The 25,029-nt window shown below is 45.9% G+C and carries 27 protein-coding genes; 1 reads left to right on the forward strand and 26 read right to left on the reverse strand.

The features are described 5' to 3' along the window. Positions 1–31: 31 nt before the first annotated feature. The 7 genes from pap to VIG27_RS12855 all read right to left on the reverse strand — a co-directional run bounded on the left by pap (position 32) and on the right by VIG27_RS12855 (position 6,400). Positions 32–1,531: a polyphosphate:AMP phosphotransferase gene (gene pap / locus VIG27_RS12825; protein ID WP_394522911.1), complete on the reverse strand. Its 1,500-nt coding sequence runs from the start codon at positions 1,529–1,531 to the stop codon at positions 32–34. Between the two features lie 26 nt (positions 1,532–1,557). Beyond that, positions 1,558–2,679 (reverse strand): aldo/keto reductase, encoded by a 1,122-nt coding sequence (locus VIG27_RS12830; RefSeq protein WP_394522912.1) that lies wholly within the window; start codon positions 2,677–2,679, stop codon positions 1,558–1,560. 127 nt (positions 2,680–2,806) lie between these two features. After that, entirely contained in the window at positions 2,807–4,126 is a 1,320-nt protein-coding gene (locus VIG27_RS12835; protein ID WP_394522913.1) for an aspartate kinase, read from the reverse strand. Positions 4,127–4,247: 121 nt separating this feature from the next. Further along, the gene (locus VIG27_RS12840; protein WP_394522914.1) at positions 4,248–4,844 is read right to left on the reverse strand and encodes an HD domain-containing protein; all 597 of its coding nucleotides are present in this window, start codon (positions 4,842–4,844) and stop codon (positions 4,248–4,250) included. Between the two features lie 25 nt (positions 4,845–4,869). Further along, entirely contained in the window at positions 4,870–5,328 is a 459-nt protein-coding gene (locus VIG27_RS12845; RefSeq protein WP_394522915.1) for a DUF523 domain-containing protein, read from the reverse strand. A gap of 86 nt (positions 5,329–5,414) precedes the next feature. Continuing rightward, positions 5,415–6,002, reverse strand: coding sequence for an ATP-dependent Clp protease proteolytic subunit (locus tag VIG27_RS12850; protein ID WP_394522916.1), 588 nt, complete (start codon positions 6,000–6,002; stop codon positions 5,415–5,417). After that, a complete protein-coding gene (locus VIG27_RS12855) occupies positions 5,999–6,400 on the reverse strand; it encodes a helix-turn-helix transcriptional regulator (protein ID WP_394522917.1) in 402 nt (133 codons plus the stop codon). Before VIG27_RS12855 ends, VIG27_RS12850 begins: the two co-directional genes overlap by 4 nt. A gap of 266 nt (positions 6,401–6,666) precedes the next feature. Between VIG27_RS12855 and VIG27_RS12860 the strand changes: the two genes are divergently transcribed. Then, a complete protein-coding gene (locus VIG27_RS12860; protein WP_394522918.1) occupies positions 6,667–7,866 on the forward strand; it encodes an FprA family A-type flavoprotein in 1,200 nt (399 codons plus the stop codon). Positions 7,867–7,954: 88 nt separating this feature from the next. Here the strand turns inward: VIG27_RS12860 and VIG27_RS12865 are convergent, their stop codons facing one another. The 19 genes from VIG27_RS12865 to VIG27_RS12955 form a co-directional block, all read right to left on the reverse strand. Continuing rightward, complete coding sequence (locus VIG27_RS12865; protein ID WP_394522919.1) at positions 7,955–8,536, reverse strand: accessory gene regulator ArgB-like protein; 582 nt, start codon at positions 8,534–8,536, stop codon at positions 7,955–7,957. 37 nt (positions 8,537–8,573) lie between these two features. Beyond that, a complete protein-coding gene (locus VIG27_RS12870; protein WP_394522920.1) occupies positions 8,574–8,720 on the reverse strand; it encodes a cyclic lactone autoinducer peptide in 147 nt (48 codons plus the stop codon). Positions 8,721–8,800: 80 nt separating this feature from the next. Continuing rightward, positions 8,801–9,457, reverse strand: coding sequence for a 3-oxoacid CoA-transferase subunit B (locus VIG27_RS12875; RefSeq protein WP_394522921.1), 657 nt, complete (start codon positions 9,455–9,457; stop codon positions 8,801–8,803). 5 nt (positions 9,458–9,462) lie between these two features. Further along, positions 9,463–10,119, reverse strand: a complete 657-nt coding sequence (locus tag VIG27_RS12880) for a CoA transferase subunit A (RefSeq protein ID WP_394522922.1) — start codon at positions 10,117–10,119, stop codon at positions 9,463–9,465. Next, on the reverse strand, positions 10,109–10,879 hold the full coding sequence (locus tag VIG27_RS12885; protein WP_394522923.1) for an acetoacetate decarboxylase: 771 nt from the start codon (positions 10,877–10,879) through the stop codon (positions 10,109–10,111). Before VIG27_RS12885 ends, VIG27_RS12880 begins: the two co-directional genes overlap by 11 nt. A gap of 27 nt (positions 10,880–10,906) precedes the next feature. Beyond that, positions 10,907–12,091: a thiolase family protein gene (locus VIG27_RS12890; RefSeq protein WP_394522924.1), complete on the reverse strand. Its 1,185-nt coding sequence runs from the start codon at positions 12,089–12,091 to the stop codon at positions 10,907–10,909. A gap of 227 nt (positions 12,092–12,318) precedes the next feature. Then, a complete protein-coding gene (locus tag VIG27_RS12895) occupies positions 12,319–13,644 on the reverse strand; it encodes a sensor histidine kinase (RefSeq protein ID WP_394522925.1) in 1,326 nt (441 codons plus the stop codon). Positions 13,645–13,652: 8 nt separating this feature from the next. Beyond that, positions 13,653–14,396, reverse strand: a complete 744-nt coding sequence (locus VIG27_RS12900; protein ID WP_394522926.1) for a LytR/AlgR family response regulator transcription factor — start codon at positions 14,394–14,396, stop codon at positions 13,653–13,655. 299 nt (positions 14,397–14,695) lie between these two features. Beyond that, the gene (locus VIG27_RS12905) at positions 14,696–15,457 is read right to left on the reverse strand and encodes a LamB/YcsF family protein (RefSeq protein WP_394522927.1); all 762 of its coding nucleotides are present in this window, start codon (positions 15,455–15,457) and stop codon (positions 14,696–14,698) included. 27 nt (positions 15,458–15,484) lie between these two features. Continuing rightward, complete coding sequence (locus VIG27_RS12910) at positions 15,485–16,291, reverse strand: putative hydro-lyase (protein ID WP_394522928.1); 807 nt, start codon at positions 16,289–16,291, stop codon at positions 15,485–15,487. 17 nt (positions 16,292–16,308) lie between these two features. After that, entirely contained in the window at positions 16,309–17,349 is a 1,041-nt protein-coding gene (locus VIG27_RS12915; protein WP_394522929.1) for a biotin-dependent carboxyltransferase family protein, read from the reverse strand. A 4-nt stretch (positions 17,350–17,353) separates the two neighbouring features. Next, positions 17,354–18,040 carry a 5-oxoprolinase subunit PxpB gene (gene pxpB / locus VIG27_RS12920; protein WP_394522930.1) on the reverse strand — a complete coding sequence of 229 codons (687 nt, stop codon included), beginning with the start codon at positions 18,038–18,040 and terminating at the stop codon, positions 17,354–17,356. Then, positions 18,037–19,119 (reverse strand): DUF4392 domain-containing protein, encoded by a 1,083-nt coding sequence (locus VIG27_RS12925; protein WP_394522931.1) that lies wholly within the window; start codon positions 19,117–19,119, stop codon positions 18,037–18,039. Before VIG27_RS12925 ends, pxpB begins: the two co-directional genes overlap by 4 nt. A 38-nt stretch (positions 19,120–19,157) precedes the next feature. Beyond that, a complete protein-coding gene (locus tag VIG27_RS12930; RefSeq protein ID WP_394522932.1) occupies positions 19,158–20,015 on the reverse strand; it encodes an aminotransferase class IV in 858 nt (285 codons plus the stop codon). 26 nt (positions 20,016–20,041) lie between these two features. Next, entirely contained in the window at positions 20,042–20,740 is a 699-nt protein-coding gene (locus tag VIG27_RS12935; protein WP_394522933.1) for an ABC transporter ATP-binding protein, read from the reverse strand. Further along, entirely contained in the window at positions 20,733–21,536 is an 804-nt protein-coding gene (locus tag VIG27_RS12940) for an ABC transporter ATP-binding protein (RefSeq protein WP_394522934.1), read from the reverse strand. Before VIG27_RS12940 ends, VIG27_RS12935 begins: the two co-directional genes overlap by 8 nt. A 2-nt stretch (positions 21,537–21,538) precedes the next feature. Further along, positions 21,539–22,558, reverse strand: coding sequence for a branched-chain amino acid ABC transporter permease (locus VIG27_RS12945; RefSeq protein ID WP_394522935.1), 1,020 nt, complete (start codon positions 22,556–22,558; stop codon positions 21,539–21,541). A gap of 13 nt (positions 22,559–22,571) precedes the next feature. Continuing rightward, positions 22,572–23,462, reverse strand: coding sequence for a branched-chain amino acid ABC transporter permease (locus tag VIG27_RS12950; protein WP_394522936.1), 891 nt, complete (start codon positions 23,460–23,462; stop codon positions 22,572–22,574). Positions 23,463–23,496: 34 nt separating this feature from the next. Continuing rightward, complete coding sequence (locus VIG27_RS12955) at positions 23,497–24,714, reverse strand: ABC transporter substrate-binding protein (protein ID WP_394522937.1); 1,218 nt, start codon at positions 24,712–24,714, stop codon at positions 23,497–23,499. Between the last annotated feature and the right edge of the window lie 315 nt (positions 24,715–25,029).

Genomic DNA, 25,029 nt, shown 5'->3' on the forward strand with positions numbered 1-25,029 from the left:
TTTACACGAAAAGAGAGGAAAATACAAGCGGTCACGAATTTTTCTTTGCCTCCCTGATCTTTGTTTCCAGGGCATCCACTACCGTTTTTAAAATCTTTACTCTGGCATAATATTTGCAGTTTCCTTCCACCACAATCCAGGGAGCATCCGTGGTTGAGGTGCGCACCAGCATCTCATTGACCGCGTCTTCATACTGGTCCCACTTTTCCCGGTTTCTCCAGTCTTCTTCCGTTATTTTCCACTGTTTGAGAGGATTTTGCTGGCGCGCCAGGAAACGGCGTTCCTGCTCGTCTTTATCAATGTGAAGCCAGAACTTCAAGACCACTGCTCCCGCATTGGCCATATGCTCCTCCATCTCATTGATCTCCTGGTAAGCCTGTTTCCACTCCTCTTCGCTGCAAAAGCCTTCGATCCGCTCCACCAGCACACGGCCATACCAGGTCCGGTCAAAGATGGCGATGTGGCCTGCCTTTGGCACATGGTTCCAGAAACGCCACAGATAATGATGGACCCGTTCTATGTCATTGGGAGCGGACGTGGGGTAAACCTTATAGCCTCTCGGGTCCAGATGGCTGGTAAGGCGTCTGATGGCTCCTCCCTTTCCGGCGGCATCCCAGCCCTCAAATCCAAGAACCACCGGTATCTTTAAACGATAGACCTGGCTGTGCAGGTGCTCAAGACGTTCCTGCAGGAAGTCGATTTTCTTTTTGTAATCTTCCTTTGAGAGGGACTTGTTTAAATCCACACCGGAGAGAACGTCATTCTGATACTTGACGGAGCGGGTCAAAACTTCTTTTTCCTTACGCTCTCCACGAAGCTGGCGTTGTCTTAGAGCTTCTTCTAGAATGTCCGTCACATGGGTCATGATCTTTACAGCGGCATATTTCTTGTCAGTGGCTTCAATGATGGTCCAGGGAGCATAGTCCATATCCGTCTTTTCAAGCATCTCCTCACAAATGCTTAAAAACCGGCTGTAGTCTTTGTTCCTGCGCCAGTCATCCTTGGACACACGCCAGCTGGTATCTTTGGAGCTTTCCAGCTTTTGAAACCGTTTTTTCTGTTCTTTCTCCGAGATGTAGAGGAACAGCTTTATTATGACCATACCGTCATCCGTCAGCTGGCGTTCAAAGGACTGGATATCCCTCAATGCTCCCGGCATGGCGGTCTCAGGGATTTTCCCGTCAAACCGTTCCATGGTCACCTGCCGGTACCAGCTTCTGTCAAAGATGGCGATTCTTCCCTGGGCAGGGATTTTGGTCCAGAAGCGCCATAAAAACGGGTGCAGACGCTCCTCTCGGGTGGATTTATCATTGGCATACCCATCAAACCCTCTCGGGTCCAGAGCCTGTATCAGGTGATTGATCTGAGTGCCTTTTCCGGATGCTCCCATTCCCTCAAACACGATCATCACGGGAATCCCTGCCTCCTTGCATTTCCGCTGCAAGACTCCCAGTTTCTCCTTTTGCTCTCCGATTCTTTTTTTATAGGTATCCTGACCAATCTCTTTTGACAGGTCTATTTTTTCCAACATAAAACCGTCCCTCCTTCTTAAAGTGATCAGGCCTCCAGTTTTGCAAACACCTTTGCCACCTCCGGCATGACCTGACTGATCTTTATCATCTGGGGACATTCCTTTTCACAGCGGTGACAGGCTCTGCAGCCTTCCGCATTGACGGAAATGGAACGATATCCCTCTTTTGCTTCCTTTTCTTTGTGCGCGGCAGTCATGTTATAAAGGGTGAAAATATCCGGGATCGGAAGTCCGAAGGGACAAGGAATACAGTAGCGGCAGCCGGTACAGCCCACCAAAGCCATGGAATCATATACTTCCTTTGCTTTTTTGTATATCTCCCTTTCCTCTTCCGTCACCATATGGACATGGCTTCTGTCCGCATAGAGAAGATTGTCCTCTAACTGCGCTTCGTCGCTCATACCGCTTAAAAGCAGGCTAACCTCCGGCTGGTCCCATAAAAAATCCAGGGCATATTCCACACAGGACTTATCCTCCGGGAATAGTTTCTTGACGTGTTCCGCCGGATTAGCCAGCTTTCCCCCAAGAAGAGGTTCCATAATCACTACAGCCAGTCCTCGGGAGGCGGCCTCCTTCAACCCTTTTGCTCCTGCCTGATGAGTCAGATCCACATAGTTATACTGGATCTGGCAAAAATCCCATCCATCATAATAATCTAGGATATCCTGAAATACGTCATATGAATCATGGAAGGAAAATCCAAGATATTTAATTTTTCCATCTTTTCTTGCTTTTTCCATCTGTTTCACAAGATCGAATTTTTTGACCTTCTCTTCAAAACGTTCTCTGCTCAGCGCATGAAGCAGATAAAAATCCACATGGTCTGTCTGAAGCTTTTCCAGCTGTTCATTGAGAATAAGCTCAAAATCTTCTGCTTTTTCAAGCTTCCACACCGGACACTTGGTGGCCAGATAGGTTTTCTCCCGGTAACCGTCTGACAGCGCTTTTCCTACGATCCGTTCACTCTCTCCCTGATGATAAGGATACGCCGTATCCACGTAGTTGACGCCTTCGTCAATGGCATGACGGATCATGGCGACTGCCCGTGATTCATCGACCCGGCCGTCTTCTAAAACGGGAAGTCTCATGGCTCCAAACCCTAATGCTGATACGTTCAATCCTGTTTTTCCAAATTTACGATACTGCATAGTTACCTCCGCATGATGTTTTTTTATAATGAGATTGTACCATAATTTCCTTTGATTCCATATACTTTTTTATTAAAAAAAGCAAAAGACAGGATAGAAAGCCTCCGCTTTTTTCCTGTCTTCTCCTTTATGCTTCTGTCATGATAAACATATCATAGATGGCCTTAATGGCCTCTTCAAAATCTGCATTTTTTACACCAATGATGATGTTGAGTTCACTGGAGCCCTGGTCGATCATCTTTACGTTGACCCTGGAATGGGCCAGCGCGGAGAAAATTCTTCCGGCAGTCCCTCTGGTCGCCTTCATCCCCCGTCCTACCACTGCAATCAGGGCAAGATCGGATTCCATCTCCAGATAATCCGGTTCCACCGCCCGGTGGATTCCGGCGATCACAGACTGCTCAAACTCTTCAAATTCCGACTGATGGACAAACACGGTCATGGTATCAATGCCAGACGGCATATGCTCAAAGGAAACGCCGAACTTTTCAAACACCTCCAGCACTTTTCTCCCAAAACCAACCTCCGCATTCATCATGGCCTTTTCGATATTGATGGAACAGAATCCCTTCTTTCCTGCGATCCCCGTAATGGTATAGTTGGGCTTTCTGCAGGTGCTTTCCACGATCAGAGTTCCCTTGTCTTCCGGCTTGTTGGTATTTCTGATATTAATGGGGATGCCTTCTTTTCTTACGGGAAAGATGGCATCCTCGTGAAGAACGCTGGCCCCCATATAAGCCAGTTCCCTCAGTTCCCTGTATGTAATGGTCTCAATCACTTCCGGGTCCTTAATGATCCTTGGGTCGGCCACCAGAAATCCGGATACATCGGTCCAGTTCTCATACATGTCGGCATGAATGGCCTTTGCAACGATGGACCCTGTTATATCGGAACCGCCCCTGGAAAATGTCTTGATGGTTCCGTCATGCTTTGCGCCGTAAAAGCCTGGAATGACCGCTTTTTCCACATGTTCCAGACGTTCTCCCAGTTCTTTGTTTGTTAATTCTGTCTCAAAGTTCCCGTCTGCATCAAAAAAGATCACTTCTGCTGCGTCAATGAATTCAAAGCCCAAATACTCCGCCATTACCAAACCGTTTAAGTATTCGCCTCTGGAGGCGGCATAATCCCGGCCGGCTTTTTTTAGGAAATTTTCTTCAATCATGGAAAATTCAAAGTCCAGATTTAAGTTTAGGTTAAGGCCGTCGATGATTTCCTCATACCGTTCCCGGATCTTTTCCAAAATCTTTTTGTAGCTTTTTCCGCCTGCTGCCGCTTCATAGCACTGATACAGCAAATCCGTTACTTTCTCATCCTTGTCGTTTCTTTTTCCCGGTGCGGAAGGAACCACATACCGTCTCGACTGATCGCCGCGGATGATATCGCCTGCCTTCTTAAACTGCTTTGCGCTGGCCAAAGAGCTTCCCCCGAATTTCACAACTTTTTTCATAGCGTCATTCTCCTCTGATACAGGTTTTTGTCTGGATATTTATCGGAAATGATATCCCAATTACTACCTGCTGTCAAGTATTTTTGAAAAAGAATGCATAAATTTCCATTTTTATGCATAATTAATCTTTTGAGCCGTACGTTTCCATTTCCTGATTCACCCGTTCTTCGCAGGAGCGCATGGCTAGAATCGTTTTTTCCATCAATGCTTCCAGAGTCCAGCCCAGATTTTCTGCTCCGGAAGATATCACGTCTCTGGAACAGCCTGCTGCAAATTTTTTGTCTTTGTATTTTTTCTTCAGACTGCTTACTTCCATATCCATAACGCTTTTGGAGGGACGCATCTTTGCCGCAGCCCCGATCAGTCCGGTCAGTTCATCGGCTGCAAACAGAAGCTTTTCCATCTCATGTTCCGGTCTGATGTCTGCACAAATTCCGTATCCATGGCTGCAGATGGCATGTACCAGTTCCTCCTCCGCCCCGATTTCAGCGAGAAGCTCCGGTGCTTTTTTGCAGTGTTCTTCCGGAAATTTTTCAAAATCCACGTCATGAAGAAGGCCGGCAATGCCCCAGAAATCTTCTTCCTCCCCGTATCCCAGTTCCTTTGCATACCACCGCATAACCCCTTCCACCGTAAGCCCATGAAGCAGATGAAAAGGTTCTTTGTTGTATTTCATGAGTAACTGAAGTGCCTGTTGTCTTTCAATTGCTGTTTTCATGGTGATCTGTCTCCTTATCCTTTCATCAAATGTCTGTTTCCAATGGTTCCCTGATGCTGCTCTCTCCCATTACGGTAATTCCGTTTTCTTCCAAAAGGCTGGCAGTGACCCCGCTTCCCGGAACCCTTTTCCCTGAAAATGTACCGTCATAAATCATTCCATGGCCGCAGGATGGACTTCGTTCCTTCAATATGGCCCGTTTGCAGCCGTAAAGCTCTGCAATTTTTAAGGTTTCTTCTGCACCTCTAATAAAATACTCCGTCACATCTTTGCCGGTCCGGTCCATCACAGAGTCCGTCCCTTGTCTCTCCGCAGGCTCCCTGGGGGTCTTTAGACCGCCAAGCTGCTCCGGGCAGACCGGGATCAGATTGTACCGCTCCATCAGCGAAACCACCCATTCCCTTCTGCCGTTTCCGCCGTCGTAACGGCAGTTGATTCCCAGCAGACAGGCGCTTACCAGAATGTTCTCCCTTGTCTGGTCCATTCATCCCGCCTCCTTCCATAAAATCTACTGTACCAAAAAACACAAAAGGGTTCAATCCCTTTTTCGGATTGAACCCTGAAACAGCGTTAATTTCTCCGTTCCAAAATGTCATCTATTATGCCGTAAGCCTTTGCTTGGACTGCTGACATGTAATTGTCACGGTCTGTATCCCGGTCAATTTCTTCGATGGTATGCCCGGTATTTTCAGCCATGAGCCGGTTTAACCGCAGCTTATCCGCCTGAAGCTTTTTGGAAAAAATAGAGATATCTGCAGCCTTGCCTCCAATGCTCTGAACCGCCACCTGGTGAATCATAATTTCCGCGTTGGGAAGGGCAAACCGCTTTCCCCTGGCTCCTCCTGCCAGTAAAAAAGCCCCAAAGCTGGCTGCCAGGCCAAGGCAGATCGTGGAAACATCGCATTTGATAAACTGCATGGTGTCATATATGGCCAGCCCCGCAGTTATGGAACCGCCCGGACTGTTGATGTAAAAGGAAATATCCTTTGACGGGTCTTCGGATTCCAAGAACAAAAGCTGGGCGATGATCAGCCTTGCGGAATCGTCATTCACCTCATCTCCAAGAAATATAATCCGTTCTTTCATGAGTCGGGAAAAAAGATCATAGCTTCGCTCCCCTGCTGCCGTCTGTTCAATGACATGAGGAATAAAATTCATGCGGCACACCTCCTTTGTTCTGTCCGTTTTAAGATTTCTTCCATGGTTCTTAATTCTTTGTGGATTCCTTGTTCCCTGTACGTCTTGGGCGTACAGCCATAGGCTTTTTTAAAGGCATAGGTAAACGCCTGCTGTGACTGGTACGACGCTTCCTGTGCAATATCTGCAATGGGAAAGTCTTCTTTCCTTACAAGCTTTTCTGCCGCTTTTGTAAGCCTCCGTTCTTTGATATACCGGTGAAGCGTACAGCCGGTCACCTCGGAAAACATCCGGTTTAAATGGAAGCGGGAATAACCGGCATAATTGGCAATGGTGTCCAGACTCAGTCCTTCCTCCAAAGACAACTGCTTTTCCACATACTCAATAATATCTTTTACTACCTTTTTCTTCTCATCCATGTTGGGTCCTCCATGCTTTGTATCTATTATAGCAACTCCTATTCCGATTGTCTTAATAAAAAAAGCGGTTATTTTTCGCCATTATCCATATGATATTGGAACAAGGTCTGATGATTTAAAATCTGATGTAGATAAAATTATTCAAAAAGGCCTGTAATCCCCGGAAATCCTACTATTTCTGTAGAAAAAACAATGACATTTTCTTAAAAATATAGTATACTTCTTATCGATAGGATAGAACGAAAGAAAGAAAGGAAGGCTGCAACATGTATTGTGTAAAAAAAATCAAAGATGACTTATTCTGGGTCGGGGGAAGTGACCGCCGTCTGGCTTTGTTTGAAAACGCTTACCCGATTCCGAGAGGGATTTCTTATAATTCTTATGTCCTGCTTGATGAGAAAACAGTCCTTTTCGATACCGTTGACCGGGCGATCACCGGACAGTTTATCGAGAATGTGGAGGCGGTTCTTGACGGACGGAACTTGGATTATATCGTTGTCAATCATATGGAACCCGATCATTGTGCCACGTTGGGAGAGATCGTAAGAAGATATCCGGATGTAAAGGTTGTCTGCAATGCCAAGACTGTCCCTATTATCAATCAGTTTTATGAATTCAGCGTTGATTCCAGAGCCATTGTCATAAAAGAGGGGGACACACTCAATACCGGGAAGCACACCTTTACCTTTTATCTGGCACCCATGGTCCACTGGCCGGAAGTCATGGTTACTTATGATATGACCGATAAGATCCTGTTTTCCGCTGATGCCTTTGGTACCTTTGGGGCAATGAACGGGAACTTATTCGCAGACGAAGTAAACTTTGAGCGTGACTGGCTTGACGATGCCAGAAGATACTATTCCAATATCGTTGGAAAATACGGTCCGTCGGTACAGACACTTCTGAAAAAGGTGACTCCTCTGGATATCCAGATCCTTTGTCCTCTGCATGGTCCGGTGTGGCGTTCTGATATTTGCTGGTACGTGGAGAAATACCAGACCTGGAGCAGCTACGCACCGGAGGAACAGGCGGTCATGATCGCTTACGGTTCTATTTACGGAAACACAGAAAACGCGGCAAACATCCTTGCCAGCCGTCTGGCGGAACATGGGGTACGAAACATTGCCATGTATGATGTATCCGTCACTCACCCGTCCGTAATCATTTCAGAAGCATTCCGATGCAGTCATCTGGTATTTGCTTCTGCCACCTATAATGGGGGCGTGTTCAGCAGTATGGAGCATCTGCTTCTCGATATGAAGTCACACAATGTGCAAAACCGTACGGTTGCCCTGATGGAGAATGGTTCCTGGGGTGTTTTAGCCGGTAAGAAGATGACCGAAATCATTTCTGAGATGAAGAATATGACCATACTTGATAACATGATTACCATCAAATCTTCTGTGAAAGAAGACCAGCTTGCGGATATTACAGCTATGGCAGATGCCATTGCTCAAACTTTATAATATTTAACTGCAATAAAAACCCTCTTGTGACTTCACTTTCAAAGTGAGGATCACAAGAGGGCTTTTTCGTTTTGTTTCTGATTTTGTTTTAAATTTTGTTATAAAGTACGGTTTTTCCTGGGAATTTTTGCGTAACTGCGTTTAACAGCTTCTGTAGAATGAGCAAAAATGCGGCCCCGATAATCCCGCTTCGTACCAGACTGTTTATGTAAGGGAAATGAAATGCAGTCAGTACCATACAGCTAATATTTGCCAGAATTAAAATCTGCCTTGCTTTTTTTCTGTAATGCTGGTTTTCTTTCTCATCCAGCCTTTTATTTTCATTATCTGCAGGACTTAAAACAAAAACAGCCAAGTCAGCGATCCCAAGTGCTGCCCACCATAAAGACTGGCTTATGCCGGCCTGGAACAGCCATAGGATTATAAAAATGTAACTGCAGGAAAATATATAACATCCGGTTTTAGTCTTCGCATGATACCCGCCTGCACTTCTTCTTAATGGAATCAACACGCATCCAATAACAATCAATTCGGGCATCATATGAAAACAGGCCCCAATCCATAGATAGGAAATGCAATGCAGTGTTTTTAAGAGCAGACACTCCATCCCGAATCTATATATTTCTTCCTCCTCTTTTCTGATGATGTGATTGGATATTAGTTTTTCCATGAAGGATTTTTCCCAATTTGACATTTGTTATATCACCTTAGAATTTCCGTAATTTTTTTGCAGTTTCCGGCAGTTTTGGCTGGTATCCGATAAAAAAGCAGGAACTGTTTACTTCAGTTTTAGCTGAATTAAAAATTACTTTTGATGCCATTTCCAGTGTTAATTTTTTTAATTGACGTTTCATAATATTAATTCTCCTTTTTTTTATTATTCTATATTTCATTATATGTAACAATGAATCATACATGAGTTCAAATATATCATTTATACTTCAATCAGCTTTAAATCCGGTGCAACGGTAAGCTTTACATCGGTTGCCCTTTGAACGTCATCTACCGAAAGATCTGGCGCGATTTCTTTTAACACCAGGCCTTTTTCGGGAACCACATCAATAACTGCCATATCCGTGACAATGGTCTTTACTACTTTTACTGCGGTCAGGGGCAGCTTACATCTTTTTACAATCTTTGGTGATCCGTTCTTGTTCACGTGCTCCATGGCCAGAATCACCTTTTTGGCTCCGACCACCAGATCCATGGCTCCCCCCATTCCCGGTACCTTTTTCCCTGGTACCATCCAGTTTGCCACATTGCCTTCCTCATCAACCTCCAACGCTCCTAAAACGGTCACATCTACGTGGCCTCCCCGTATGATGCAAAAGGACATGGTGCTGTCAAAAAAACTGGCTCCCTTCACAGTAGTAATGAAGTTTCCTCCTGCGTCGATGCAATCAATGGTTTTCTCTTCCTCCTTTGCGTTAGGTCCCACGCCAAGGATTCCATTTTCAGCCTGCAGCACGATATCAATGTCCTTTGGTACATAATTTGCAACCATGGTCGGCATACCAATACCAAGATTTACAACATCGCCGTCTTTGAGTTCCCTTGCTATCCTTTTCGCTATAAATTCTCTTTTATTCATATCCATCATCCCACCTTTACAACTGCGTCTACAAAGATTCCAGGTACATTGACATGATTTGGATCTATTTCCCCTGTTTTCACAATTTCATCAACCTCTGCAATGACATAGTCCGCAGCAGTTGCCATAACCATATTAAAATTACGGGATGAACCGTTGATTACCAGATTGCCTGTTTCATCTGCCTGATTGGCTTTGATCAATGCCACATCGGCTTTCAGAGGCAGTTCAAGTAAATACTCTTTCTCGCCAATCTTTATTTTCTTCTTTCCATCTTCTACAACGGTACCTAAGCCCACAGGGGTCAGCACACCGCCGAGTCCTGCACCTCCCGCACGTATTTTTTCAGCCAGAGTCCCCTGGGGGAATAACTGGACCTGGGCTTCTCCTGTCATTAAAAGTCTTCCGGTTTCCGGATTGGCCCCGATATAAGAAGCAAAAATACGTTTTACCCTGCCGCTTTTTACCAATTCACAGATGGATAGCTCCGGAGTTCCGGTGTCATTGGAAATAATGGTTAAGTTGGAAGAATTGTTGGTTTTTAAAAGAGCATTTACCAAATGTTCGGGATGGCCTCCTGCTAAAAAACCGCCGATCATGAGCGTATCCCCATCTTTTACATGTTCCACTGCTTCCTGAGCTGAGATTGTTTTATTTTTCATTTCTTATGTATCCTCCGTTCTCCTTGAGATAATCATGTATCACCCTTGCATAGGGCAAGGTTAAGTCTGCAATAAAATGCATTCCTTCGATACAGGTTTTCACAGGCAGATCTGCCACGGGTGCATTGACATGAGGAATCAGACTTAATCTGGCTGGTCCCGACCAGGCACCTTTTACGGTAATGTGATCCAGATTATAAGCTGCCAGCTGGGCAATTTTAAGACTTCCGTCAACATCAGGGATCAATTTTAAATTCACCTGGGTTTTGCCTATGGTTTTTTCCACCTCATGCTCATCCACTGTATTGTATTTAAAAGGCATGGTTCCCATGGCTACCAGAATATTGTTGTAAACTAAGGTTCCGGTCAAAGTCTCGGTTTCTTCCACCTTGAGCGTGGGACAGCCCCATTTTTTTGGAAAACCCCAGATTTCACGTCCGCCAAGAATGGCAGGGCCGTTATTTAAGTACATCTGAGCGGTAAAATTACAGGGTTCTCCGTGGAAGGTACAGGGGATTACGATCCCGCTTTCTTCGTAGTCACCCAAACCTGATGAATCAGGCATTTTGATAAATTCATAGACAACCGTGTTGCTTCCATCGGGTTCCAGGGGTTCGGGAACGGCCTGGCGGATGGCATCGGGATCTGATTCATAACGAATTGTGAAATATTCCCGGTTGATAAAACGGCATGGGGGACGGCCATAACTGGGACTGGCTGCGGGCATGGATTGTAAAGAACGTATTTCATCTTGTTTCATAATCATCTTCCTTTCCCTGAAAACTTATTAAACAAGGGCATTCTCAACCAGCATGGCGATTCCCATACCTCCTCCAATGCATAAGGAGGCGATGCCGTAATGTGCGGACCGTTCCATCATCTCATGGACCAGAGTCACCAATATCCGTGCTCCGCTTGCCCCTAAAGGATGACCGATTGCAATGGCCCCTCCATTTACATTGACTTTTTCTTTATCCACCCCAAGCTCCTTTGATACGGCAAGGGCCTGAGCCGCAAAGGCTTCATTTAATTCAAAAAGGTCGATTTCATCTATGGATAATCCTTGTTTTTTAAGAAGAGTGGAAACTGCTTTTAACGGACCCATTCCCATGTAGGCAGGGTCCACACCGACCAGAGAATATCCTTTAATATAAACGGAAGGCTTTAAATCATGCTCCCTGCATGTCTCTTCTGATGCCACCAGCATTGCTGCAGCCCCATCGCTGATGGGGGAGGCATTTCCCGCGGTAACGGTCCCATCTTGTTTGAATACGGTCCTTAACCCGGAAAGCTTTTCCTTTGTGGTATCCGGTTTTACATGTTCGTCCTGGGAAAAGCAGATTTCTTCCTTCTTCTTTTTGATGCTTATGGGTACGATCTCCTGATCAAAAGCCTTTCTGTTCTGGGCATCAGCTGCCTTTCTATGGCTTTCATAAGAAAATTCATCCTGTTCCAGCCTGGAAATTTTATATTTTTCTGCAACATTTTCTGCAGTAATCCCCATATGGTATTGGTTGATAGGACAGGTAAGACCGTCATTGATCAAACTATCCACCAACTCGCCGTTTCCAAGGCGGTAGCCCTTTCTGGCATTCTTTAAAAGATAAGGGGCACTTGACATATTTTCCATACCGCCAGCCATCATGAGATTGCTTTCTTCCGCCAAAATGGAATCATAAGCCAATGCGACGGCATGCAGTCCGGAGCCACAGACAGTATTAATGGTGGAGGCAGGAGTTTCAACCGGCACGCCTGCCTGTATTGCAGCCTGCCTGGCGGGATTCTGGCCGTTGCCGGCCTGGAGGACATTTCCAAAATAAACTCCATCAATGAGAGAACTCTCCAACTTGCTTCGATCAAGACATGCTTTGATTACAGCTGCACCCATAGACGGAGCATCCAGGGAGGAGAGAGTTCCGTTAAACGAACCGACAGCGGTTCTTACCGGGCTTACTAATGCTACTTTTTTCATAGTCATTCATCCTTTCGTTTTGTGGTCAGTTGTCTTAAATCCTCTTCTTTTCAAGTTTTTCTGTGTCACAACATCCTCTCCTTTCTGTCTGTGTTTGATTGATAAGGATATTTTCCTACTCTGAATATTCAAATTCAATATTAAGGGAATAACTTACAGTTTTTAGTGTCTGATTTACAGAAAAAGGAGCTAATCCTTGGATTAGCTCCCAGATCATAATTTCCAATTTATTGGAAACCGTCCTCTTTATTAAAAATGATTTTGCAGCTGAATTCCTGGTTGTTTTCCTCCAGAATCATGCTCCCATGATACTTTTTGATGACATTTTCTACATTCAATAGGCCGATTCCATGATTTTTGCCTTTTTTTGACACTGGTTTTCCAAGATGCCACTTCTCAATGGGCATTGTGCTGTTGCTGATTATAATGACAATAAAATCATGATAGTTATCCAGCTTCATATGAATATATTTGTTCGTTTCCACAGCCTTACAGGCTTCCATGGCGTTATCCAGCAGGTTACCAAATACGGTAGTGACCTCTATGGGTTCCATGAAACTTAAATCAACCGGGCCGATATCCATTTGAAATGAAATGGCATGGAGGTTTGCAATTTTCTTTTTATCATTCAGTAAAACATTTAAAATCGGATTGTTTGTATATTCCTGCATGGTCAGGGGAAGCAGCATCTGACTGATTTCCTGTGCATAGGTTACGGCCAGTTCCTTTTGATTGGTCTGATAGATGGTTTCTATCATCTGCAAGTGCTTATTCACATCATGAAGGATTTTAATGGATTCATTGTACTTTACTTCCTGCTCTTCGTAAAATTCATATTGGAGCAGGGACTGCTGTTCCAAAAGTTTCAGTTTCACTTTCAGCTGGTTGTTCTCTTCCGCAAATCTGGCAAAATATAAAAAGTACAGATCTGCCACCAGCATACAACCCATATTCACCAGGATCAAGACGTGCTCCGCTTTACTGGTCGCCTTGGAAATAACCATTAGGATCACCGCCAGATTGGCACTGCTGAAGAGAATGATGATCAGTTCGATCAGGCATTGGGTCATGGTGAGCTTCACATTCAAATCTTCTCTCCAAAACTTTGTGATCACCAGATAATAAAACACCAGTACAATCAATTTAGAAAATGTTATTTCCATACTTTCTGCCATGACGGTGTGAATATTTGATATCTGGAATTTAAATAAAATAAAATCCAGCAGTTCCACACCGGCAGCTTCGGCTATGGATAGGAGTAAAATCAAGATCATCACTTCTGCAATCCGGAATAGGACCGTTTTGCTTCTGCCCCAGTATACGGCAAGATTCATAATACAAATTACTGCAATCCAGCTGATAATATTAATGACCGGCTGTTTGAAAAGGTTCATGAATACACTGAATAAAAATACGCCTGATTTTGTAAAAAAATACAGCCAGTGACTCTCATATCGTCTTTCATTGCGTTCTTCCAGAAACTGGAACACCAACACACAATTGATCAGGCAGGAAACCACAATTCCACTCATAAAAAAAATATATTTTTCCATTTTTTCACCTAAATATTGCTCAGTATAAATTGATTCAGCTTTTTTCTGAAAGCCGCTGATTTTTTCTGGGAAACAGGGATTATATCATTGTTATTGAGATAGGCTTCATACCCTTTTATTTTTTTCACATGCCTTAAATTGACCAGAAAACACTGATGGCAGACCTCAAAGTGGTGTTCCAGCATTTTTTCCGCCAAATCTTTCATTTTATCTCTAAAAAAATATTCTTTATTTTCCAGCTTTATTTTGATTTTCCGGTTAAAATATTCAAAATAGAAAATATCCTTTACTTCAAAATCCTTGATTCTGGTTTCCACTTCTCCTTGCTGCGTGATTTCCAGAATCTCAAACCGTACCGTTTCTGATGGTTCATGTTCTTCCTGAATATATTGTAAAATATCATCCAGCTGTTTTTCTGTATTCACTTTTGTGACAGGTTTTACCAAATATGCGAACGCATGCACATGATTGACCGCCTGCTTGCAGAATTGATGAAAGCTGGTGGTATAAATGACTTTTACATTGTGATCCCTTTCCCGTATCTTTTTTCCGACCAATATCCCATTGATCCCATTTAAACCAATATCAAGAAATATTAAATCAAAATTTTTATGGATTCTCAGCAGTTCCTCTCCCGAAGGAAACGTATTCACTTGATAGGAGATCTTTCTGGCATCCATATAATTTTTCACCAGAGCTGCTATTCTTAAAGTATCATTTGTGTCATCATCGCAAATAGCTATGGTAAGCATTCATATCCTCCTGTTGTCTCTTTTTATGTTTTGGTTCAAATCACCGCAGCAGTACCAGCTTTACAGAATCTTATTAACGATACCTTTATACTATCACGAAAAGAGTCATTTTTTTAACGATGTAAAAATCAACCGTTTCCTTGTAAGTTTTTATCTCTAAATTTTAACCTCAACTGCTTTTTAAAGCCAAAACATGGATACTTTTGCATAAAAAACGGAATTTTAACTATAAAGTTATAACCAGAACGCAAAAAACTGGCTGACAGTCTGAAAGACTGCATAGCCAGTTTTTTTCAATTCTAAAAGGAAAAACCAGTCACATCAATTCCGTTTACTGCCAGGCCTTCCCGTATCTTCCTTACAAAGGCAAGGGCTTTTATCCCATCGCCATGGACGCAGACGGAATCAGCATTAAGGGAGATTTCTTTTCCATCCTCGGCTTTCACCTTTCCTTCCTTGACCATACGGAGGACCCGGCTGACGGCTTTTTCCTCATCCTCGATGACGGCACCTTTCCGGCTTCTTGGAACCAGTGTGCCGTCACTCTGATAAGCCCGGTCTGCAAATATTTCACTGGCATATGTAATCTCATAATCCTTTGCTGCCCGGAGCATTTCACTGCCGCTTAAAGCAAGGAGAATCAGAGTTTCATCGACCTCTTTGACGGCCTGACAGATGGCCTCTGCCAGCTTATAATCCTTAGCGGCCATATTATACAGGGCACCATGGGGTTTTACATGATACAGCTTTATGGAGGCACGGTCGCAAAAGGCTTTCAATGCTCCGACCTGATAGATCACACAGGCTTTCACCTCTTTGGGGGAAAGGCTCATATTCCTTCTTCCAAACCCGGAAAGATCAGGAAAGCCCGGATGGGCTCCCGCCCTCACTCCATGCACTTTGCAAAGGGCCACAGACCGCTCCATTACCAGAGGATCTCCGGCATGGAAGCCGCAGGCAATGTTGGCTGAGGTTATTAGCGGCAGGATCTCTTCATCCATTCCCATCTTATACGCCCCAAAGCTTTCTCCCAAATCACAGTTTAAATCAATGGACAGCATAATTCATCTCCTTTCCTTATCAATGCATCAACGGTATTTTAACGTTACATTTTTGACATCCGTGATAAACATATGTCCCGGAGCATGGGTGATCACAAAGGGAGGACGGCTGTTCATGACAACTGCCTGAGGGGTCACTCCGCAGGGCCAGAACACCGGTACTTCTCCCTCTCTGATGGTCACAGGATCTCCGTAATCCGGCCGCTCCAGATGATTGATTCCAATGGCTTTTGGGTATCCGATCTGCACCGGAGCACCGTGTACGTTCGGCATTGCAGCGGTAATAGCAACAGCCGTGGGCACCTGCTTATGGGGAATGGGTCTCATACTGACCACCATATTTCCGGAAAATACTCCGGCCGGTGCGCAGGAAATACTGGTATTATACATGGGAACATTCACCCCTTCCTCGATCTGCCTGACGGGTATTCCTGCTTCCATCAGCTCGGCTTCAAACGAAAAGCTGCAGCCAATCAGAAAGCTGACCAGCTTTCCCCTGGTTTTCTGGTACTTTTCAAAACGTTGGGATACATCTGCGGTTTCCTCTGTAAGAATCCCATCCTCGTAGATACGGTAACCGGGAAGATCCTTTGTCAAGTCGCTGCCCAAAGCAGTCAGAGGAAAGCTTTTGCTTCCTGCATCAGAGACCTCTAAGAGGGGGCAGGCCCGTGGATTTCTCTGGCAGAACAGCAAAAAATCCCATGCCAGTTCCTCCGGAAGAATAACCAGATTTCCCTGAGCGTAACCGCCGCACATTCCAGTGGTAGGCCCTTTGATGATCCCTTCCCGGACAAGTTTTCTTACCTCTGCCGGCTTGTAATTATAATAATCCATCTCTTTCTCCCCTCCTGTTAAGTTTTTGTCAATTCATAAATGGTATCCCAAAGACGTTTCTTTAAGCTCAAAAGTTTTCTTTCCTCCAAACGGCAGGCGGCCACCCCTTCCTCTGGCGTCACAAACTTAAATGCGGCAGAATCTCCGGGGCGCAGCTGGGCCAGCGCAGGAATGTCTGCACTGATAACCGTAGCGATTTTTGCATACCCGCCGGTGGTCTGGTGATCTGCCATCATGACCATGGGGAGTCCGGAGGCTGATACCTGGACGGAACCTTCTGCAATCCCGTCTGAAATAATATCTGCCCCATTCACCATTTCAATAGGGGGACCTTCCAGCCTGCAGGCCATCCGGTCACAATCCTTTAGAAGGCGGTATGGATTTCTTACAAAGGTCTTTTTTCCTTCTTCAGTAAATGCCTCCGCCTGGGGGCCTTCCACGGCCCTTAAAAGAACAAAGCGTTCATTTCCGTAAAAACGCCAGGGGCTGAAGGTCCTTTTCAGCCACGGCTTTTCCTGCTTGATGGAACATTCCTCTTCTCTTCCTTTTATGCTCTCCATGAGCAAACGAACCTGCTCCTTTGTTTTTCCGGCAGATAAAATGGCTCCGGTACGGAGGGGGCTGCCCTCAAATCCACCGATTCTGCATTTTAAATTGGTGGAACGGCTTCCCATAATGGGCGGAACGCAAATTCCCCCATACACGGCCAGATACGTTCGGAGACCGGATGTAGCAAATCCAAAGCTTAGAATATCTCCTGGGTTTGCAATCACCGGGCCGTACATGGGAACCGGCCTGCCGTTTAAAGAGGGGTTCATATCCGCACCGGTCAAAGCAAATATCTCCTGGGAAGTAAAGCGGATCTCTCCTCCGCTGTATGTGAATTCTATCACAGCTGCCTGGTCATATTCTGTCAGATTTCCTGCAAGCAGGTTGGCAAGTTTCATGGAATATTTATCGCATGCTCCGTTTTCCTGGAATCCCTGGCTTTGATATCCCCTTCTTCCTATATCCTGTATGGTGGAAAGCGGCCCAGACAATACGATTTCTAATGCCATTCCATCACCTCTTTTCCTGTGTTCGGCTGATTTTTTCAAACTCCCGGAGGCTGATGGGTACAAAACGAATGGTGTCTCCGGCCTCATAAAGCCTTTTTTGTCCGTTTTGGGGATCAAATAGACGAAGAGGGGTTCGTCCGATCAGCTGCCAGCCTCCGGGCGAGTCCATGGGATAGATTCCGGTCTGCTCTCCTCCGATGCCTACAGAGCCTGCCGGAATCAGGGTCCTTGGAACGTTCAGGCGGGGGGTTGCGATCCGTTCATCCATGCCTCCCAGATAGGGAAACCCAGGGAGAAAACCAAGCATATAGATGCGGTAATCTCTGCCGGAATGGATTCTTATGACCTCCTCTTCCTTTAAGTTCCCGTGTTTTGCCACAAAGGCCAGATCCGGTCCGAAACTTCCCCCATAACACACGGGTATTTCCACCAGTGCCCCAGAATGCTCTCTGAGTTCTGGGGCACTTACAGACAGATTCCATAAGAAGCGGGAAACCTTACTAAAATCCGTTACTAAGGGATCGTAGTAAACCAAAAGGGAGCAAAAGGCCGGTACGGTTTCCATAATTCCTTCCTGCTCTGAAGACCGGACAATTTTGTTTAACTCCATGACCCTGCGGTTTACCGATTCATTGATGGAATCTCCCAGCTCTGCCAGTACGGCCCGGTCTCCTACCGCCTTAATTCTCATACGTGTTCCTCTCTTTCACGGAAAAATCCTTTTTCCAGCACAGGCCCGAACCAGTGCTCGGAATTCTTTGAATAACGGACGGCATAATCCGTACACTGACGCATCAGGCTTACGATCCCTGTATTCATCCGGGTATTGAAGCCGTCGATGCCAGGGAGAAGGGAGCCGGTCATATCCACAAGCCCGCTCCTGGAGGCCGCCCGCATTACCTCTCCTTCCAGCTCCTCCCGGTGAAGGATCTCCATATCCCTCTTTAAATAGGCGATGGCTGCCATCATTGCATAGCAGCCCCAATCGGAGCAGGTTGCTGTGATGATATGATCGGCGCCGCTTGCAGACAAGATGCCTCCTTTACAGCCGCAGATACATTCTTCCGGTCCGGTAAATGGTACATATCTCACAATATGCTCCGCAATGGCTCCCATACCAATCTCATTTCCCAGATCCCCGATGGCAATATTCAAGACCCCCTTTTCCCGCAGCAGCTCCCACAAAACATCGCTTTTTGCTTCCAGCTCCGATACATCCTGCCCGGCCGCATTGTGGTAAACCCCCAAAATATTGGACCCAGGGGCTTCTACCGAAATCACTGCCGCTGGCATCGCTTCCTTTATAAGCCATTCTGCCTCAATCTTTGCTCTTGCAGGATTTTTGGTAAAGGAGAACACGCCGATGCTGTAAGGCATTTCTTTGACCTTGTTGAGTTCCTCATAAACATGAAGCCCCACCACTCCGGCACAGTTTTTTACCGGTTCCACACATTCCTCCGGACATACGATAACCGGTTTCGCACCAAATGCCAGAACCAGGGACCGGGCCAGCAAAAGGGAGCCGACCATCCCGTCCGTCTCCGGCTCTTTATGAGGCAGAAGTATAAATCCCGTAAGAAGATAGACCAGATCCTTCTCCTTTACGGTCTCACATAGCTTTTGGGCTGCTCTCATGGCCAACGGCTCTCCCATTCCGGCACGGCTCCCGGCATAGAGAATCCGGCACACCCCATACCCTCTGGGATCAAGATTCATCAACGCATCCAGATTTTCTCCTACATTTCTTTTTTCCAGCTCCGCTCTTTCCATAATCTCCTCCCAAAACGCTTCTTACTGCGTCATACCAATCAGTCAAACAGGCTTTCTTTTCCGGTGTAATTCAGATACTCCCTGATGACCTCATCCTGGAGCTTTTTTAAGGTTACCGGATCTTTTCCGCCTACGGTTCTTCCATTTACTGCATTTGCATGAAGGCAGAAATTGGAGGAAGAGGTTACAAGGATCTCATCTGCCTCCATCAGCTCCGATACGGAAAACGGCCGTTCTATCACTGGAATGCCCAGACGGTAACAAGCCTTAATCATGTGGGTCTTTGAAATACCCCTCAGAATGTAATTGTCATTGGGATGGGAATAAAAGATTCCGTCCTTTAGGATGGAAACATTGCTGTGCGCACATTCCGTCACCATATCCCCGCGGTGGAAAACGGTTTCATCCGCCCCCTCCTTACGGGCTTTCTGGGCTGCCATGACTGAAGGGATCAGATTTAAGGTTTTGATGTTGCAGTGAAAAAATCTGGTATCCTCCATGGTAATCAGCTTAATGGGAGCATTGGGATCTTTCAGCAGATTGGGCCGGATCATGACCCAGAGCTTCCCTCTCATTTCTTCTCCGTACACATGGTTTCTGGCTCCTGCTCCCCTTGTGACCTGCCAGTATACAAAATGAGTGTTACCCTCCACTTTGGAAAGAAGTTCTGTCAACAACCGGCCGAATTTATCTTTTTCCATAGGAATTATAATACCCAGCGCATTTGCACTGGAATAAAAACGGTCCAAATGCTCCTCCAGCAGATAAACCTGGTGGTTTCCTCCTACAGAAGCGTCATAAACGCCGTCTCCAAAGAAATGCACCCGGTCATTGAAGGGGACCGTTACTTCCTCCGGTGTTCCGATCGTACCATCATAATAAGCAAGTTCTTTCATAGGTTCACCCTCTTTTCTTTCCCGCCTTATTGTCCCAGATAGGCTTTTTTTACCCGCACATCCCGTAACAGATCTCCTGCATTTCCTTCCATGGAAATTTTTCCCGTTTCCATCACATAGGCACGGTTGGAAATGGATAATGCCATTTTTGCGTTCTGTTCTACCAGAAGAATGGTAATGCCGTTTTTGTTCACTTCCTTAATAATGGAAAAAATTTCTTTGACTAACAGCGGCGACAGTCCCATGGAGGGCTCATCCATTAAGATCATCTTAGGCTTTGCCATCAGTGCCCGGCCAACGGCAAGCATCTGCTGTTCTCCGCCGGATAAGGTTCCTGCAAGCTGTCTGCGGCGTTCTTTTAACCGGGAAAAACGGTCATACACCTTAGCCATTGTGGCTGACATATCTTTCTGATCCGTAAATGCTCCCATTTCCAGATTTTCCTCGACTGTCATTTGTGGAAAAATATGTCTTCCCTCCGGCACATGGGCAAGTTTTAAACCGATGATCCGGCTGGGTTCGGTTTTTCTTAAATCTGTACCGTCAAAACGAAGCTCGCCCTCGTCGGCCTTTTTCAGTCCCGATATGGTTCTTAATATGGTAGTCTTACCTGCGCCGTTGGCCCCGATAAGAGAAACGATTTCTCCGTCATTAACCTTTAAGGAAACTCCATGAATGGCTTTGACGGCTCCATAGGAAACCGCCAGATTTTTAACCTCAAGCATGTTCCGTAACCTCCTCTTCTTTTCCCAGATACGCCTCGATCACCTTCTGGTTGTTGGCAATCTCCTCCGGTGTTCCAAAGGCAATGGAGGTGCCAAAATCAAGAACCTTGATCCGTTGGCAGATCTTCATGACCAGGCTCATATCGTGTTCAATGAGAAGGACCGATATCTTGAATTCCTTTCGGATATAATTGATGATTTCCAGTAGCTCCTCTGTTTCCGTGGGATTCATTCCTGCTGCCGGCTCATCCAAAAGAAGAAGCTTCATATCGGTTGCAAGGGCTCTGGCAATCTCTAAGCGGCGCTGTTCCCCATAAGGAAGATTCCCGGCTTCCCAGTCTTCTTTTCCGCTTAAATGGACTACTTTTAACAGTTCCTTTGCCTGCCTGGATAACATGGCTTCCTGCTTCCAGTACCTGGGAGTACGAAATACTGCATGGACAAGGCCATAAGAGAACCTGGAATTCATGGCGGCTTTTACATTGTCGATCACTGACATTTTCTTGAATAACCGAATATTCTGGAATGTTCTTGCAATTCCCGCCTCTACGATCTGATACGTGTTTTTTCCGTTCATGCGCTGCCCGTTTAAATAAAAGGAGCCTTCGGTGGGCTTATAAACTCCGGTGATCAAGTTAAATACCGTGGTTTTCCCTGCCCCGTTAGGCCCGATCAAGCCTACCAGCTCCGATTGGCCGATTTCTAAGTCAAATCCGTCCACGGCCTTTAACCCCCCAAACTGGATTCCCAAATTCTGAGCCATTAAGACGGGAGTTTCTTTTCCCTGATCTGTCATTGTCACGCACCTCCATTCGCTTTTACTTTTTCCGGCTTCTTATCTTTGTCCTTGATTTTAAGCAGTCGCTTTAACAGACGCGTCAGGGAAAATTCCCAGGTTCCAAAGATGCCGCCAGGCTTAAAAATCATGACCAGCAATAAAATCACGGAATAAGCGAGCATCCGATACAGGGAAAACTGGCGGGTCATTTCCGGCAGAGAGGATAAAAAGGCTGCTCCGATCATAGATCCGGTAAAAGAACCGGTTCCGCCAATGATGACCTCTGAGAGCAGCTCTGCGGAATACATAAAGTTGAAATTGGTAGGAATCATGGCGGTCATGTAATGAGCATAGATCCCTCCTCCTACCCCTGCAAAAAAGGCAGCTGCCGTAAAGGTCAGCACCTTATAGTAGGTCACATTGATCCCAGAAGCGGAGGCTGCTATATAATCCTCCCGAATGGCTTTGACGGTCCTCCCGAACCGGCTTCGTACATACAGGTACATCATGCCAACACAGGCAGCCATAATCCAGTAGCACCAGTAAAAATCAGACAGTTTTAAAATGCCGCTCATGGTCTTTCCCCCTCCGGTAATGGTAAAATTGCAGAAGCAGACCCGGATGATTTCCGCAAATGCCACCGTAACGATGGCAAGATAATCCCCTCTCAACCGGAGAGCCGGGATACCCACCAGAATTCCCGCAGCTCCGGCGGCAGCCCCTCCTGCCAGAAGTGCCGTCAGAAACAATGCCAGATCCGGCAGCCCCTTTCCCGTAAGGGCATTTGATACGATGGCGGACGTATAGGCGCCAACCGATACAAAACCTGCATGGCCCAGGGAAAATTCCCCCATACAGCCTACCACCAGATTTAAGGAAGCTACCATTATAATGGTATAACAGGCAGTCGTGCAGATTCCCTTGATATACTCGGTGGATGCTCCAAATACCCCGGACTCAAAAAGAAAGACAAACAGGAGAAAAACAAAGAGCACACCGGCAAAATTAAGGATATAAGAGCTTTTATACTGTTTTTCCATGATCCGCCTCCCTCTAAACCTTCTCGCCCACATTCTTCCCCAGAATGCCGGACGGTTTTACCAACAGGATGATAATCAAAATCGCATAAGTGATGGCTTCATACCATCCGGGAGCAAACAGCTTGACAAAAATTTCAATAAGCCCTACTATAATCCCCCCAAGCATGGCTCCCGGAATGATTCCGATCCCGCCCAGTACTGCAGCAATAAATGCCTTTAGTCCCATCATGGAACCCATATCATTGGTGACCCGTGGATATTTGGTGCAGTACATAAGGGCCGCCACTGCCGCCAGAGCAGAACCAATGGCAAAGGTTACGGTGATGACCTTGTTGACATTAATTCCTGCCAGCAGGGAAGCATCCCGGTCCTGGGGAACCGCACGCATAGCCTTTCCCATTCTGGTATTTTTAATAAAGAGCTGAAGACCCGCCATCATGGCCACACCGATCAAAATAGTTAGTAGGACATTGAGGGGAAGGGCTGCCCCGAATGCATGGATGGTGGGAAGGTCGAAAATCTTCTGGATATTCTGAGGTTTCGCCCCAAAAAGCACCATAGCCAGATTTTCTAAAAACAGACTCATGGCAAGCGCTGTGATAAGGGCGGACATAGAGCCGGCTTTCCGCACAGGTTTGTATGCCACCACTTCCACCACCACACCAACTGCGGCACATACCATAATTGCCAGAATGACGGATAACCAGGCCGGCATTCCTGCATGCGCCATTAAGGGGATGGTATAAAATAAAGTGTAGGACCCGATCATGATGAAATCTCCATGTGCAAAATTGATCATGCGGATAATTCCATAAACCATGGTATAACCCAGAGCGATGAGCGCATAGATCGCCCCCTGGTTCAGCCCGTTAATCACACTTTGTAGGAATAATGAAAATGTCATAGGCAGTTTCCCTTCTATCCTGTTTTTTACTCTGTCATTTCTTAGTCCCTTCCGGTGACAGGGTCATCAGCCATTTCACCTTGCCTCCTTCATAGGTATTGATGGCTACGGATTTCTCCGGGTCACCGTTTGCATCAAGCGTAAAGGTTCCGCCCACTCCGGTAAAGGTCATTCCGGTCATTCCTTTCACCAAAGAGGCCGTATCAGCAGCTCCCCCGTTTTTCGCTGCCTCCACAAGCATGTAGATGGCATCATAGTAAAGGGCCGCGCAGGCATTTAAGCTTTCCGTTCCGTATTTTCCGGTATATTTGGAAACAAAGTTGGAAACGGCGGGAGCCGTATCCTCAGAGGAATAGTGATTGGTAAAATAGCAGTTCTCGAATTGATCCTCAAAGCCTTTTGTCTCCGCTCCATCCCATCCGTCACCTCCCATGATGGCACCGTCAAAGCCGGAATCCCTTGCCGCACTCACCAAAAGGGGAACGGTATCGAGAAATGCAGGATAAAACAGAAAATCTGCTCCCTTTGCCACCACCTGGGAAGTCTGGGAAGAAAAGTCCGTATCTTTTGTGGTACATTCTCCGGTATAGACAATCTCGATTCCATTGGCTTGTGCATGTTCCAGGAAGGCATCTTTTAAGCCATTGGAATAATCATCATCCTTGGCATAAATGATGGCTGCCTTTTTCCATCCCTTTTCCTTTGCAAACTGGGCCGCCATCTTCCCCTGATAAGGGTCGATGAAGCAGTCACGGAAAATAGTGGGACCTTTCAATGTTATATCTTTATTGGTCGCCCCTGTGGTAAGCAAAAGCATGTTGTCCTTTGATGCCTGTTCTGCAATGGGAAGAGTGACTGAGGAAAAAAAACAGCCAACGACGGCATCCGGGCTTTCTTTTTGCAGGCTGTTGTAGGCATTGATTGCCTGTTTGGCATCGCTGGCATCATCCACAACTTTTCCGCCGTTGACGATCTCCACCTTGTACTGCGAATCACTGGCATTGATTTCTTCTGCCGCCATGGAAATGGCATTTTGTGCCCCTTCCCCGTAAATAGCAGAACCGCCCGTCAGCGAGCAGATCACTCCGATTTTAATGGTCTTTCGATCTCCCTGTGCGGTGTTACCGGCTGCGGCTGTTGTATCCGCAGCGCCGCCCCCTGCAGCACTTTGCTGGGCCGATGAGCCACAGCCGGCAAGAAGACCGGCGGACATTGCCGCTGTCAGGACAAGAAAAAATAATCTTTTTGTCATAGTCAATTCCTCCTCATGGTTTTTTGCCATAAAATGTGTTTGGAACATAAAAAAGGAGACTTTCCCATCATAATACTGGGGAAAACCTCCTCGTTCTCCATTTAAACCCGGTCTCTGCTCAAAATCCGGCTCTGATAAGCAAAAAAGCCGCAGCTGCACCTCCTGCAGTTGAGACTCCTTTGTTCTCTTATTCATACCGATGATTCTTTCACCTATTTTCCTATAATTATAAGGTATGCGAAAAGGCTTTGTTTCAGAACCACCGGATACGGTTCTCCTTTTTTTAGAAAGTTTTTTCGTGTCTGCTTGAAAAAT

Source organism: Lacrimispora sinapis, assembly GCF_043633585.1.
Lineage (GTDB): Bacteria > Bacillota > Clostridia > Lachnospirales > Lachnospiraceae > Lacrimispora > Lacrimispora sinapis.

Bases quoted from the DNA above. Each gene is read 5' to 3' on its own strand.
- VIG27_RS12950 (WP_394522936.1), bottom strand. From the start codon at position 23,462: ATGACATTTTCATTATTCCTACAAAGTGTGATTAACGGGCTGAACCAG.
- VIG27_RS12875 (WP_394522921.1), bottom strand. From the start codon at position 9,457: ATGAATAAAAGAGAATTTATAGCGAAAAGGATAGCAAGGGAACTCAAA.
- VIG27_RS12895 (WP_394522925.1), bottom strand. From the start codon at position 13,644: ATGGAAAAATATATTTTTTTTATGAGTGGAATTGTGGTTTCCTGCCTG.
- VIG27_RS12940 (WP_394522934.1), bottom strand. From the start codon at position 21,536: ATGACAGATCAGGGAAAAGAAACTCCCGTCTTAATGGCTCAGAATTTG.
- VIG27_RS12900 (WP_394522926.1), bottom strand. From the start codon at position 14,396: ATGCTTACCATAGCTATTTGCGATGATGACACAAATGATACTTTAAGA.
- pap (WP_394522911.1), bottom strand. From the start codon at position 1,531: ATGTTGGAAAAAATAGACCTGTCAAAAGAGATTGGTCAGGATACCTAT.
- VIG27_RS12885 (WP_394522923.1), bottom strand. From the start codon at position 10,879: ATGAAACAAGATGAAATACGTTCTTTACAATCCATGCCCGCAGCCAGT.
- VIG27_RS12835 (WP_394522913.1), bottom strand. From the start codon at position 4,126: ATGAAAAAAGTTGTGAAATTCGGGGGAAGCTCTTTGGCCAGCGCAAAG.
- VIG27_RS12865 (WP_394522919.1), bottom strand. From the start codon at position 8,536: ATGGAAAAACTAATATCCAATCACATCATCAGAAAAGAGGAGGAAGAA.
- VIG27_RS12910 (WP_394522928.1), bottom strand. From the start codon at position 16,291: ATGGATTATTATAATTACAAGCCGGCAGAGGTAAGAAAACTTGTCCGG.
- VIG27_RS12845 (WP_394522915.1), bottom strand. From the start codon at position 5,328: ATGGACCAGACAAGGGAGAACATTCTGGTAAGCGCCTGTCTGCTGGGA.
- VIG27_RS12870 (WP_394522920.1), bottom strand. From the start codon at position 8,720: ATGAAACGTCAATTAAAAAAATTAACACTGGAAATGGCATCAAAAGTA.
- VIG27_RS12925 (WP_394522931.1), bottom strand. From the start codon at position 19,119: ATGGAAAGAGCGGAGCTGGAAAAAAGAAATGTAGGAGAAAATCTGGAT.
- VIG27_RS12880 (WP_394522922.1), bottom strand. From the start codon at position 10,119: ATGAAAAATAAAACAATCTCAGCTCAGGAAGCAGTGGAACATGTAAAA.
- pxpB (WP_394522930.1), bottom strand. From the start codon at position 18,040: ATGAGAATTAAGGCGGTAGGAGACCGGGCCGTACTGGCAGAGCTGGGA.
- VIG27_RS12890 (WP_394522924.1), bottom strand. From the start codon at position 12,091: ATGAAAAAAGTAGCATTAGTAAGCCCGGTAAGAACCGCTGTCGGTTCG.
- VIG27_RS12905 (WP_394522927.1), bottom strand. From the start codon at position 15,457: ATGCTGTCCATTGATTTAAACTGTGATTTGGGAGAAAGCTTTGGGGCG.
- VIG27_RS12850 (WP_394522916.1), bottom strand. From the start codon at position 6,002: ATGAATTTTATTCCTCATGTCATTGAACAGACGGCAGCAGGGGAGCGA.
- VIG27_RS12955 (WP_394522937.1), bottom strand. From the start codon at position 24,714: ATGACAAAAAGATTATTTTTTCTTGTCCTGACAGCGGCAATGTCCGCC.
- VIG27_RS12930 (WP_394522932.1), bottom strand. From the start codon at position 20,015: ATGAAAGAACTTGCTTATTATGATGGTACGATCGGAACACCGGAGGAA.
- VIG27_RS12935 (WP_394522933.1), bottom strand. From the start codon at position 20,740: ATGCTTGAGGTTAAAAATCTGGCGGTTTCCTATGGAGCCGTCAAAGCC.
- VIG27_RS12855 (WP_394522917.1), bottom strand. From the start codon at position 6,400: ATGGATGAGAAGAAAAAGGTAGTAAAAGATATTATTGAGTATGTGGAA.
- VIG27_RS12860 (WP_394522918.1), top strand. From the start codon at position 6,667: ATGTATTGTGTAAAAAAAATCAAAGATGACTTATTCTGGGTCGGGGGA.
- VIG27_RS12915 (WP_394522929.1), bottom strand. From the start codon at position 17,349: ATGGCATTAGAAATCGTATTGTCTGGGCCGCTTTCCACCATACAGGAT.
- VIG27_RS12945 (WP_394522935.1), bottom strand. From the start codon at position 22,558: ATGGAAAAACAGTATAAAAGCTCTTATATCCTTAATTTTGCCGGTGTG.
- VIG27_RS12840 (WP_394522914.1), bottom strand. From the start codon at position 4,844: ATGAAAACAGCAATTGAAAGACAACAGGCACTTCAGTTACTCATGAAA.
- VIG27_RS12830 (WP_394522912.1), bottom strand. From the start codon at position 2,679: ATGCAGTATCGTAAATTTGGAAAAACAGGATTGAACGTATCAGCATTA.